This is a genomic window from Microcoleus anatoxicus, from assembly GCF_042465725.1.
Lineage (GTDB): Bacteria > Cyanobacteriota > Cyanobacteriia > Cyanobacteriales > Microcoleaceae > Microcoleus > Microcoleus anatoxicus.
The window spans coordinates 2,081,017-2,093,401 of sequence record NZ_CP120853.1 but is presented as its reverse complement, the minus strand read 5'-3'; the positions used below and the strand labels follow the sequence as shown (position 1 = coordinate 2,093,401).

11 protein-coding genes are annotated in these 12,385 nt (G+C 44.5%); 8 read left to right on the top strand and 3 right to left on the bottom strand.

From position 1 onward, the window contains the following. Positions 1–10: 10 nt before the first annotated feature. Positions 11–742, bottom strand: coding sequence for a TVP38/TMEM64 family protein (locus P2A85_RS08995; protein WP_377478828.1), 732 nt, complete (start codon positions 740–742; stop codon positions 11–13). 182 nt (positions 743–924) lie between these two features. Here P2A85_RS08995 and P2A85_RS08990 point away from each other — a divergent pair, with 182 nt between their 5' ends. The 4 genes from P2A85_RS08990 (at position 925) to P2A85_RS08975 (ending at position 3,746) form a co-directional block, all read left to right on the top strand. Continuing rightward, positions 925–1,956 carry an isochorismatase gene (locus P2A85_RS08990; RefSeq protein ID WP_377478826.1) on the top strand — a complete coding sequence of 344 codons (1,032 nt, stop codon included), beginning with the start codon at positions 925–927 and terminating at the stop codon, positions 1,954–1,956. Between the two features lie 20 nt (positions 1,957–1,976). Beyond that, a complete protein-coding gene (locus P2A85_RS08985) occupies positions 1,977–2,351 on the top strand; it encodes a DUF433 domain-containing protein (protein ID WP_371125687.1) in 375 nt (124 codons plus the stop codon). Further along, complete coding sequence (locus P2A85_RS08980) at positions 2,348–2,743, top strand: ACP S-malonyltransferase (RefSeq protein WP_371116687.1); 396 nt, start codon at positions 2,348–2,350, stop codon at positions 2,741–2,743. The genes P2A85_RS08985 and P2A85_RS08980 overlap by 4 nt, the downstream gene beginning before the upstream one ends. A gap of 127 nt (positions 2,744–2,870) precedes the next feature. Beyond that, on the top strand, positions 2,871–3,746 hold the full coding sequence (locus P2A85_RS08975) for a GIY-YIG nuclease family protein (protein WP_377478824.1): 876 nt from the start codon (positions 2,871–2,873) through the stop codon (positions 3,744–3,746). A 108-nt stretch (positions 3,747–3,854) separates the two neighbouring features. On the opposite strand, the gene P2A85_RS08970 is transcribed toward P2A85_RS08975, so the two are convergent. Next, the gene (locus P2A85_RS08970; protein WP_377478822.1) at positions 3,855–4,877 is read right to left on the bottom strand and encodes a cysteine peptidase family C39 domain-containing protein; all 1,023 of its coding nucleotides are present in this window, start codon (positions 4,875–4,877) and stop codon (positions 3,855–3,857) included. 258 nt (positions 4,878–5,135) lie between these two features. On the opposite strand from P2A85_RS08970, the gene P2A85_RS08965 reads away from it, so the two are divergent. Next, positions 5,136–7,901 carry an HAD-IC family P-type ATPase gene (locus P2A85_RS08965; protein WP_377478820.1) on the top strand — a complete coding sequence of 922 codons (2,766 nt, stop codon included), beginning with the start codon at positions 5,136–5,138 and terminating at the stop codon, positions 7,899–7,901. Between the two features lie 128 nt (positions 7,902–8,029). Here P2A85_RS08965 and P2A85_RS08960 read toward each other — a convergent pair whose 3' ends face one another. Then, positions 8,030–8,437 (bottom strand): hypothetical protein, encoded by a 408-nt coding sequence (locus P2A85_RS08960; protein WP_377478818.1) that lies wholly within the window; start codon positions 8,435–8,437, stop codon positions 8,030–8,032. 404 nt (positions 8,438–8,841) lie between these two features. On the opposite strand from P2A85_RS08960, the gene P2A85_RS08955 reads away from it, so the two are divergent. The 3 genes from P2A85_RS08955 to ntrB all read left to right on the top strand — a co-directional run bounded on the left by P2A85_RS08955 (position 8,842) and on the right by ntrB (position 12,297). Further along, positions 8,842–9,429 carry a Uma2 family endonuclease gene (locus tag P2A85_RS08955; RefSeq protein WP_377478816.1) on the top strand — a complete coding sequence of 196 codons (588 nt, stop codon included), beginning with the start codon at positions 8,842–8,844 and terminating at the stop codon, positions 9,427–9,429. A gap of 572 nt (positions 9,430–10,001) precedes the next feature. Continuing rightward, positions 10,002–11,387 carry a CmpA/NrtA family ABC transporter substrate-binding protein gene (locus P2A85_RS08950; RefSeq protein ID WP_377478814.1) on the top strand — a complete coding sequence of 462 codons (1,386 nt, stop codon included), beginning with the start codon at positions 10,002–10,004 and terminating at the stop codon, positions 11,385–11,387. A 64-nt stretch (positions 11,388–11,451) separates the two neighbouring features. Further along, the gene (gene ntrB / locus P2A85_RS08945; RefSeq protein WP_377478812.1) at positions 11,452–12,297 is read left to right on the top strand and encodes a nitrate ABC transporter permease; all 846 of its coding nucleotides are present in this window, start codon (positions 11,452–11,454) and stop codon (positions 12,295–12,297) included. Positions 12,298–12,385: the final 88 nt, after the last annotated feature.

Sequence of the window (12,385 nt, the reverse complement as noted above, 5' to 3'; positions counted from 1 at the left end):
ATTCTCCTAATTAAACACTTTCATCCAAAGCTTGGCGAGCTATCCGAGTGATAGAGACAGTAACAGCGACTGTGGCTAGAAAACTGATGATATTTATCGACCATTTTACTGCGGAATCTTGGGGATTGGTACACCCTGTTGCTGCGCCGATCGCAGCCAAATCTCCTACCAAAGAACCTGAATAAACATACAGAATAGTTCCCGGTATCATCCCCAAGGAACCGAGGATATAATCTTTCAAAGAAACTTGGGTAATGCCCAAAACGTAATTCAATAAATTAAAAGGAAATAAAGGACAAAGACGTGTCAGAAATACTATTTTTAATCCTTGTTGACAAATTGCGCGATCGAGAGCTTGGAACTTGGGATGATTTTCCATATATTTTACCAGGCGATCGCGCGACAAGTATCGCCCAATCAGAAAAGCAAAGGTGGCCCCTAAAGTTGCCGCCACAAACACGTAGACTGAACCCCACCACAGCCCAAACAGCACCCCGCCTCCCAGGGTCAACACAGCACCTGGTATAAATAGTATAGTGGCGATGTTGTAAGTGGCTACAAATGCTACTGGCCCCCACCACCCTAAGTCCTGGATCTGGATCAGCACTGTTCTTAAAAAATCTTGAATGTAGGAAGATTTAGTTGCTATGATTAAGAGAGAGAGTGAAAGGGCGATCGACCAAAACAAAAATTTGCGTTGAAATATATTTCGCGGATAATTGGAATTTTGTGGTTGTGGCATAATTCACCTTAAATCGCTAGGATTATTGTAGTCTAATTCGAGGAATATTTTGTTTTTTTTTACCGCAGAGGGCGCAGAGGGCGCAGAGAAAGTAAAGAGAGAAATAAGGGTTGATGAATGATTTAATGTTTTTCTAATTCTATCTTAAGTTATTGCCACAAGTACCGGAAAATAAATTAGCTATGATTGCCAAAAGCTTACTCCCAATTCCTGAGTATTTTGACCAGAAGAAAGTTAGCGAAGTCTGGCGGGTGCCTTATCAAGAACGTGCTGTTCAAGCTAAAGACTGGGCTGTGAAACACAGTATTCTGCCTGCTGCTAGGGATACCAACCGCATTTGTTTGTTGATAATTGATGCTCAAAATACTTTTTGTTTGCCGGAATTTGAACTATTTGTGGGTGGGCGTTCCGGTAGCGGTGCTATTGATGACAATCTGCGACTGTGCGAGTTCATTTACCGCAATTTAGACATAATTACCACGATCGCGCCCACAATGGATACCCATACGGCTATGCAAATTTTTCATCCAATTTTTTGGATAAATGCAGCAGGGGAACATCCGCAACCAGCCGTAACTTCCATTAGCCTAGAAGATGTTGCCAATGGTATTTGGAAAGTTAATCCCGCCGTGGCTGATAGCATCAGCGGTGGCAATTTTTTGGCCCTGGAAAAACACGCTCTGCATTACGTGCAGAAACTTAGCGATAATGGCAAATATCCCTTGACAATTTGGCCCTATCACTCGATGCTTGGTGGTATCGGACACGCGCTGGTTTCGGCGGTGGAAGAAGCTATTTTTTTCCATAGCATCGCCCGCGAAACTCAAGCAATTTTTGAAATCAAAGGTGGCAATCCCCTCACCGAAAACTATTCTGTTTTGCAGCCGGAAGTTTTAGAGGGGGCGGATGGGAGTGCGATCGCTCAAAAGAATGTTAGTTTTATTGATAAGTTGCTGGATTTTGATGCAGTCATTATTGCTGGACAAGCTAAAAGTCATTGCGTTGCTTGGACAATTGATGATTTATTGACGGAAATTTTGGCGCGCGATTCGGAGTTAGCAAAGAAGGTTTATTTGTTGGAAGATTGTACTTCGCCTGTGGTTGTTCCTGGTGTTGTTGATTTTACGCAAGCAGCAGATGCGACTTTTCAAAGATTTGCGGCGGCGGGTATGAATGTGGTTAAATCTACTGAGTTTGAAGTACAATCAAGATAAGTTAGCAACAGGCTATGACTATGACCTTAGTATCTAATGAGCCATCGGTTATTATCCGTACTGAGCGTGGGTTGACGATCGCAGGTACGCGCATCACTCTCTACGATGTGATGGACTATGTAATCGCCCAGTATCCGCCTAAATTTATTCGTTCCCTGTTTGATTTGACAGAGGATCAAATTAATGCAGCCCTTTCTTACATAGATACACATTCGGCAGAAGTTGATGCAGAATACCAAGTTGTTCTCAAGGAAACTGAGGAAATTAGGCAATATTACGAAGAACAAAATCGCGATCGCATTGCCCACATTGCTACCCTCCCACCACCACCTGGATTAGAGGCTGCTTGGGAAAAGCTTCAAGCATCGAAGGCACGTCACTTAGTCCAGTCATGATTTTTTTAATAGATCACAACTTCAAGGGACACGCACGAGTTCTTCTTGGCAGTATTGCTAGCCAAGGTTGGCTTGATTTTGTCCAAATTCGCTTCGTCATGTTTGAGGAGGTGGGATTGTCAATTGATAGCAGTGATAGAGTTGTTTGGAGACTCGCTCAGGAAAATCAAATGATTTTACTTACAGCTAATCGAAGCATGAAAGATGAAGACTCATTAGAGCAAGTCATGCGCGAGGAAAACACTCCGAACTCATTACCAGTTGTGACAATTGGTAATGCCGAGCGAGTATTAAATGACTCAAGTTATCGAGAACGGTGTGTCGGGCGTATTGTTGAGATTGCCATTTATAGTGGCAATTACATAGGCGCAAGAAGAATTTTCATTCCATGAGGGTGAGACTTGAGGGATTGCATTCCTATCTGATATCTTTCCGCTCTGCCCAGTCAATTGATGCTTTACATATGATATTAAATCCGGTAAGCTATTAAATAATAAAACAAACAAGCATCATGAAATTATGAATCCAAGTAGTGTAGAGCCTATGTCTGGGCAGTTAACCCTACGTCTTCGCCACCAGCTTCCTGACCATCCAGGTATTTATTTTGTGTTCGGTGAACGCGAACAATTATTTTATATTGGTCAAGCCAAGAACTTACGCAAACGTTGGGCAGGAGCGAGCCATCACCGCTACAAGCAACTTGCTAGAAAAGGATTGGATAAAATCGTTATTAAATATATTCTAGCTTCCGTTTCTGAATTGAACGAGTTAGAATGTCGATATATCGAACAACTTAATCCCTTACTGAACTATGGCAAAGTCAAGAAATATTTGCCCAAAACCATTACCCGGTTTTCTGAGTTGCAGCGATTACTTAAGCTTGCTAGTCAGCCTCTTTTTCCTTCAATAATATACAAATCGCTTAATGGCCAAACGATTCCCAGAGAGCCATCGGATTTATTTCGGGGTTTTGTTGCTGGTGTATATGAAAACCAGCAGTTACATATTTTAGTTTTGTGTAGGCAAAATATGGGAGAATTGTTATGGAAAAGCTCTAGCCACCGTACAAAGCAAAGTTTTTACATCAGTCCAGAACAGCAACTCCTAGCAAGTTGTTATTTTTTTGATGCCAGACAAGTTATTTTTGAATTTGTCGAGCTATTCGATTGCAATTTTGCAGATGAGATTTTTCAAGATGTTTATCCAGATATATTAAATTATGAGATAGCAGGGGTGACACTTAAAGGGCTTTCTAAACCTACATTATTAAGTTCATATTTATCAAAAAATAGCACAAACCTAGATAGCTTAGCCAAAGATTATCTTTTAGGTATTGCTGAAAAGTTACAACCATTGCCTGCTGAGTTTAGCCTTAATAAAGAGCTAATTTGGTAAAAAAAAAAGATTATTCATTTGACTGCTCAAAGAGGAGAGGGGCGGGTTTTCGAGGTTAGCAATTTTTGGCGTTTATGGTTGGTAAAACCCGCCCCTACATTTCCTTGTTTATTTCCCGTCCAGTCTCGGCACTCCTTCCAAAAAATCGCCGCTTAACATTAACTCAGTCATCAGGTCTAACTTACCACTGACTTTTATTTTTTTATCTTTCTGAAAGCGCTCGATATCTGCTGGAAAATTACCAGAATTATATCCAAACTTATTTAAATAATCAATCGCTTGTTTGTCAGTTAACGAGATATCCGCAGGACGAAAAAGTGGCACGTATTGCTCCCGCCAAATCTGGGCAAAGGTTGCTCTGTCTAAATAGAAAATTCTGCCCCGCGCCGGATCGGCAATGGTAGCAATATTATGATTAATTCCCAATAAAGCGACGGCGTGGGGAAGTTTCCGAGGGCCGTCAAATAGCCAAACTGCTAATACTCCGGGGCGATTAATTTGCTGTATTTGCTCCCAACTTGGAGTTAGTTCAATTCCTTGCATTCCTAAAGCTCTTGCTGCTATAATTAACTGGGGCATGGAAGTTCCTAAACGACTGGTTCCTGCCAAACGGGCTACACTTGATTCCGTCGCATTCATTCCCCACCTTCTTAAGATTGTGGCTAGGGCTGCTGGAGCACAACTGCTGTTAGATGTTTGGCGAAATACACCGTTTGGCTGCAAATTGTCAATTAAATCAGCGTAAATTGGTGCCATGAAATAGGATTCAGCGCTGGTAAATCCGCCCAATCCTAAGCAGCCAATTAAGATGACGGCAATTACTTGCGATCGCGCTGTCTGCCAGCTTATACTAAACCCAATACCGCAGACTCCCATCAACATCACTCGCAACAATGTCCAAGTAACTCGCATCCCGTTCACGCGCCATTCGATCGGCAAAGCTGGCATTTGTGGCAGATTTAGAGCCAGTAGCAGCAAGCCAATATAAAAACCTAAAAACAGCAGGGCGATCGCATTTCGGCCCTTAAATAAGTCATTAGCCGTTACTCCCGATCGAACTAACACCTTTCCGAACCTGATTCCCCAGACTAACAGCACCGAGCCGAGCACCAGCGTCACAAGTATTTCCATAAGTTCAGAATTTGGTCGCTTAACTAGGTTTTAACACGGTTTGCGATCGCCAGCGGGAGAGTATTTTTTTCTTGCTTCTTCCTTGAAAAAAATTCTCCCAATATCTGGCAACAGACGGACACATCCGGTGTAAGATCGATCTAAGTCACAGCCCGTTAAAGCAACCAACAAACCATTAGCTAGCTTAATATATTAAGCGCGCCTATTCAGGAGCGATAACAGCTCGTCAGACTCAAGAGCAAATATTCAGGAAAAATCATGCCAGCAACAGCCGCCAACGATGTAGACGTAGCAGAGCAATATTGGCACTACCTAGAAAGATCGAAGGTTGCAACTATCTTAGAAACCAACCTAGATCAAGGTATAGAACCGAGCGAAGTTGCCATTCGCCAACAAAAATTCGGTCTCAACGAACTAACAGTTAAAGCAGGGAAACCCGCCTGGTTAAAATTTGTCCTCCAATTTAACCAACCACTGCTAATTATCTTGCTGAGTGCTGGTTTAATCAAAGCCCTAATTGGAGAATGGCTCAACGCCAGCGTAATTTGGGGTGTCACAACTACCAACGCGATTATCAGTTTCGTCCAAGAAGCTGGGGCTGAGAAAAAAATCGATGCCCTAGCTAAAGCTGTCACCACCGAAGCCACAGTCATTCGGGGTGGCAAAAAATTAAGAGTTCCCTCAAAAGAACTTGTTGTTGGTGACTTAGTAACCCTGACTTCCGGTGACAAAGTACCGGCAGACTTGCGCTTAATTAAAGTGCGCGACTTACAAATAGACGAATCGGGACTCACTGGGGAATCCGTAGCCGTCGAAAAAGAACTGGGAGAGTCGGGAGACTTGGTGCTACCGCAAGAAACGCCCCTAGCAGAACGGGACAATATGGCCTATGCTGGCAGTTTTGTCACTTTTGGTCAAGGTAGCGGTATCGTAATTGCGATCGCCAATAAAACCGAAACCGGCAAAATCTCCCAATTATTAGATCGACATATCGATCTCACCACGCCCTTAACCCGCAAATTCAACGAATTTAGTCAAAACTGGCTGTTATTCGTGTTGGGAATGGCAACCTTGACCTTCGCCGTTAGATTGGGCCGGCCAGTCCCAGCCGGAGTTTCAGCCTTTAAAGAAGCAGTCGAACCCGCAGTTGCGCTGATTGTCGGCGCAATTCCCGAAGGCTTACCCGCCGTCATCACCGTCACCCTCGCCGTCGGCGTTTCCCGGATGGCATCTCGCCACGCGATCGTCCGCAAATTGCCCGCAGTAGAGACTCTAGGCGGCGCTACAGTCGTCTGTTCCGACAAAACCGGAACTTTGACGGAAAACCAGATGACGGTGCAAGAAATCTATTCTGGTGGCAAATCCTACTCAGTTACGGGTACTGGCTACAGCCCAGAAGGTGAAATTCAACTCAATCAATTGCCAATTAGTGTGAGTCAATCTCCAACTTTGCAAGAATGTTTGCAAGCTGGATTAATTTGTAATGACACTCACCTGGAATTCAAAGACAATAATTGGGTTGCGATCGGAGATCCGACAGAAGGAGCGTTAATTGCTGCGGCTAAAAAAGCTGAATTGAGTCAGCAAGTTTTGGAAAAATCCATGCCGCGGCTGGATTCAATTCCTTTTGAATCGCAGTTTCAATACATGGCAACTTTGCACAAAACTCCCACTGGCAAAGTTTTGTACGTCAAAGGTTCCGTAGAATCTGTTTTGAGTCGCTGCGGTTCTAGTCTCGATACCGAAGGAAATCCGGTAAAAGTCGATCGCGAACAAACTCACCTTTCTGTCGATGAAATGGCAAAGCAAGGCTTGCGTGTCTTGGCTTTAGCCAAAAAGGTAGTACCCGAAAGCCAAAATTCCGTAGATCATTCGGATTTGGAATCGGGGCTAATTTTCTTGGGACTACAGGGGATGATTGACCCGCCACGGGCTGAGGCGATCGCAGCCGTCCAAGCTTGTCAAACGGCTGGAATCCAAGTCAAAATGATTACCGGCGACCATATTGCGACAGCTAAGGCGATCGCCCGTCGCATGGGATTCCGCAAAACTAAGCACAACAGGGAACTTGTCGCCTACACAGGTGCTCAACTCGCCGCAATGGACAAAAACGAACTCGCCGAAGCTGTAGAAGCCGGCTCAGTTTTTGCCCGTGTCGCCCCCGAACAAAAACTCCGCCTGGTAGAAGCTTTGCAACTTCAAGGCGAAATTGTGGCGATGACGGGAGATGGTGTTAACGATGCGCCCGCCCTCAAACAAGCGGATATCGGGATTGCGATGGGTAGTGGTACGGAGGTTTCTAAGGAAGCCGCCGATATGATTTTGACCGATGATAACTTTGCGTCGATCGAATGTGCGATCGAAGAAGGGCGATCGGTTTACAAAAATTTGCTCAAAGCAATCAGCTTCATTCTCCCAGTCAACGGCGGAGAATCGATGACAATTTTGCTCAGCACTCTGCTTGGCCGGGAATTGCCGATTTTGTCACTACAAATTCTGTGGCTGAATATGCTCAACTCGATTACGATGACTGTACCGCTGGCTTTTGAGCCGAAGTCACCGGGAGTGATGCAGCAACAACCGCGATCGGCAAATGAACCCTTACTAACTGCAAGTCGGATCAAGCGAATCATCGCCATTTCTCTTTACAACTGGACTGTGATTTTCGGAATGTTTGAATGGGTGCGTCAAGCGGAGTGGGGGACGATCGAACTCGCCCGCACGATGGCCATTCAAGCTTTAGTAATGGGCAGAATTTTCTACCTGTTGAGTCTCAGCCAATTGTTGCCTTCTTTGATTGCTAAATTTAGCGGTTCTAAGGAAGAAGTTAGCGGTGCTCCCGCCCTTGGTGTGGGAATTGTTTTGGCGGTAGTTTTGCAGATTGTCTTTGCTAATTCTCCGTTTATCAATCGCATATTTGAGACGGCTCCGATGAACTTGGATCAGTGGCTAATTTGCCTCGGCGTCGCGCTACCAATGATCGGTGTTGCTTTGTCGGTTAATCGATTCGATCCGCCTAACTAACAGAAACCGGGTTTCTTCAAGAAACCCGGTTTCTCGGTTTTAGAGCACTCCTAGGGGCGGTTTTACCAACCATCTATGTTTAAAACTAAGCATATAGTAAACCCGCCCCCTCTTACCGACCCGACAATTTATGGTTTATTAGAAAGGGCGCGATCGCGTAAATAAACCCAAAATAAGAGCATCATAGATAAACCACAAGAAACTTTCCAAACAAATAACCACCAAGGACTCCACCACGCGCCTGTTTGTACTTCGACAATATCTGATAAACCAAACAAGAAAAAAACTAAGGTAGCAATCAGGCGATGAGTTCGGATTTTGCCTGATGTTTTTACGGCATTAACAGCAAAACCAATGGCCAAGCAAAACCAGATAAATGCTTCAATATAATTGCCCTTTACATAGATTGACTCTAATAATTTAGATTGCGATAAAGAAGCCGGATTTGACATTATTTGCCATGAATAAGCACCACCTATTCCGAGAAAAATAAAGAGAATTGTTAGTCTTATTGCTGCACCTTTTGTGAGATTCATAAATTAATTTGTAGGGTGGGTTATGTTGCGATCTCAAATCCTCTCTTCATCGGAATTATAGCGGTTCTCAAGAAAGTGAGGTATGCCCTATTACTCGTTCCCAGGCTCTGCCTGGTAACGCAGATCCGGAGGCTCTGCCTCCAATTTTGTGGATCTAAGAGCGAGGCAGAGCCTCTGGACATCGGTTCCCAGGCAGAGCCTGGGAACCAGTTTACTCGTTCCCAGGCTCTGCCTGGTAACGCAGATCCGGAGGCTCTGCCTCCAATTTTGTGGATCTAAGAGCGAGGCAGAGCCTCTGGACATCGGTTCCCAGGCAGAGCCTAGGAACCAGTTAAACCAGTTAAAATCATTCCGATTAAATCAATTCAATCTATAATATTATCAACATAGAACGCCACTAAACTATGAACACAAATCTTCTCGAAAAACTCGACACTCAAACCGAACAACGCCTGATTCTACAAGGCATCAGTTGGCAGGACTATCTTACTATTGATTCTGTTCTGGAAGACGTACCGGGACTACGCCTCACCTATTGCCAAGGACTGCTTGAAGTTATGACCATATCTCCCAGACACGAACGCGAAAAAAAAGCTATTGCTCGTCTACTCGAAATGTATACTTTTGCGAAGAACCTAGATCTACATGGTTGCGGTTCTACCACCTATCGCAACGAAGCAAAAGCCAGGGGATTAGAACCGGATGAGTGCTATTGTGTGGGGGAATTAAAGGATATTCCAGATTTGGCGATCGAAGTTATTGTTACCAGCGGTGGCATCGATAAATTACAGGTTTATTTAGGCTTAAATGTGTCTGAAGTTTGGTTTTGGCAAGATGGGCAATTCTCGCTGTATCAATTGCAGAGTGGCACGTATCAAAAATGCGATCGCAGTCAATTTTTCCCCGAACTCGATTTGGCTTTACTGGCTAGCTTCGTTCAGCCAGATAATCAGCCCGCTGCGGTTCGAGAATTTTTTAATAGCTTGCATTGAATGCTAACAGTTTACTTTGTCTGTATCCTAGACTACAATTAACCGCAACCTTAAAAAAAATACATATATATTAACAAAACCAATGTGCGATCGCTCAGATGTTTGCCACTTATTGACAATGAATTTGAATGTCGCGCGATCGCCCTTCGCTACAACCCTTACCCCGCAAATCTTAGTTTGAACCAGTTTTGATAAGCAAACCAGGAGGCCCTTCCCAACGGTTCCTTATCGCTAGCATCGTCCTACAACATTTACTTATCAATCAAATTTAATAATTGTTTTAGAATTTCCGCAACAGTACGGTAGACTTAATTATCAAGCTAAGAAAACGTGGGGATCGCAACCAGCGTACCTCACACAACTCGGCTGACACACAGACATTGATTTAATCAAAACAGTCAAATCAGCAGGGATAGTCCAAAGACTTATGCTAACAATAAATCTTTGACTCCCTCCTGGCAGCCAGCGCTCAAAAGATTTCGCTAAACCCCATTAGCGAACAGCAAAAAAGCGCCTTGATAAACTTCAGTGATGTCGTTACAGAAGATTATGGATTGCAGCGAGGCTAGACTATGACAAAATTTTCAGATCAATTTTCCAGACGTAAATTTATCGTCACCGCAGGTGCATCTGCTGTCAGTTCAATATTACTCAAAGGCTGTTTGGGAAATCCCCCAGAACCCGGTGCAACTGCCGGTGCTGGTGGCGAAATACCCGCAGCCACCTCACCAGTTGCAGTTGCCAATGAGAAAAGAGTCGAAGGAATTGAAAGCACCAAAATCACCTTGGGATACATCCCGATCGTCGAAGCAGCACCTTTAATCATTGCCCAAGAAAAAGGCTTTTTTGCCAAATACGGCATGACTGAGGTAACAGTTGCTAAACAAGCCAACTGGGGCTCCGCCAGAGATAACGTAGAAATCGGATCGGCAGGCGGTGGTATAGACGGCGGCCAGTGGCAAATGCCGATGCCTTATCTTATTAGTAAAGGCCTGATTACCAAGAACAAAGCTGGCATTCCCATGTATGTTCTAGCCCAGTTGAACACTCAAGGAAATGGCATTGCGATCGCATCTAAACACGAAGGCAAAGGCCTCGGACTCAAACTCGACAAAGCTGCTCAGGACTACATTCTTGGCCTCAAAAAAGCAGGCACTCCCTTCAAAGCAGCCTACACCTTTCCCAAAGTCAACCAAGATTTGTGGCTTCGTTACTGGTTAGCTGCTAACAACATCAATCCCGACGAAGATGTCAGCTTGCTAACAGTGCCGGCGGCCCAAACCGTCGCCAACATGAAAACCGGAAGTATGGACGGTTTCAGCACCGGCGATCCCTGGCCTCTGCGGATTGTCAAGGAAAAAATCGGCTTCATGTCAGCCCTGACTGCCGAAATGTGGAAAGGTCATCCAGAGGAATATCTAGCAATTCGCGGCGACTGGGTAGACAAACACCCGAAAGCCACCGAAGCCTTGCTAGCAGGACTAATCGAAGCACAGCAGTGGTGCGACAAGCCCGAACATCGAGCCGAATTGGTGGCGATTGTTTCTGGCAAAGGCTTCTTTGACGTACCTTCGGAAGTTTTGACACCTTCCTATGAAGGCAAGTACGTCATGGGCGACGGCAAACCAGACATCAACGACTTCAAGATGGGCCCGCTGTATTGGAACGATGGTATCGGCAACGTTTCTTATCCCTACGCAAGTCACGATTTGTGGTTCTTAACCGAAAGCATTCGCTGGGGTTTCTTGCCAACAAAAACTTTGGCAGAGAAGAAAGAACTGATCGGTAAAGTCAACCGTGGCGATTTGTGGAAAGCAGCAGCAAAATTAGCAGGAGTTCCTGAAGCTGAGATTCCCAAAAGTACGTCTCGCGGCATTGAAAAGTTCTTTGACGGCAAAGAATTTAACCCAGAAAAGCCAGAAGATTATCTCAAGAGTTTGGCAATCAAAAAAGTGTAATGGGGTAAAAGCTTCCCATAATTTAGGATCGAAAACCAACACCAGAAATTAGGAGATTAGCAGCATGGCTGTGAGCACAAGTCGAAAGGGTGGAGTCGATGTCCAAGGATCATTTGGCGAATTTTGGAAAAAGAATTCCCAAAATTTATTGCCACCAATCCTAGGAATAATTGGATTTCTGTTTGTTTGGCAATTCTTGTCTAGCACGGGAATTATCAAGTTGCCGGGACCGACTAGCGTTTGGACTGATGAACGGACTCGCGTCTTGTTGATGTATCCTTTCATGAACTCCAAAACCTACGGAGTCGGTTTGTTTTGGCAGACTTTGGCTAGTTTGGAACGGGTGGCAAAAGGCTACACTCTAGCTGCTCTTGTGGGAATTAGCCTGGGAGTTGTGGTAGGGACAAATCCTTTCTTAAATAAGGCTTTAGACCCGATTTTCCAGTTTTTGCGGATGGTGGCTCCTTTGGCTTGGGTACCGATCGCCCTGGCTGCATTGCAACAAAACGAACCTGCTGCTTTGTTCGTGATTTTTATTACTTCAGTGTGGCCGATTTTAATTAACACAACTGAAGGTGTCCGCCAAATTCCCGATGACTATAATAACGTGGCGAAAGTGCTGCAACTTACTCGGAAAGAGTATTACATCAATATTTTGTTTCCGTCAGCACTTCCTTATATCTTCACAGGATTGAGAATTGCGATCGGTTTGGCTTGGCTGGCGATTATTGCTGCGGAAATTGTGATGTCGGGGATTACGGGTATTGGTTTCTTTATTTGGAATGCTTACCAACAAAACTACATCAGCGAAATTCTATTAGCTGTTTTCTATATTGGAGCAGTTGGTTTGATGCTCGATCGCCTGATGGCTTGGTTGCAGCAAAAAATTGCTCCTAGTCAAGGAAAGTAGTTTCTACTTAACCAGGCAAATCTACTCGTTCCCAGGAAGAGCCTGGAAACGCAGATCCAGAGGCTCTGCCTCGAATTTTACTCCTAGA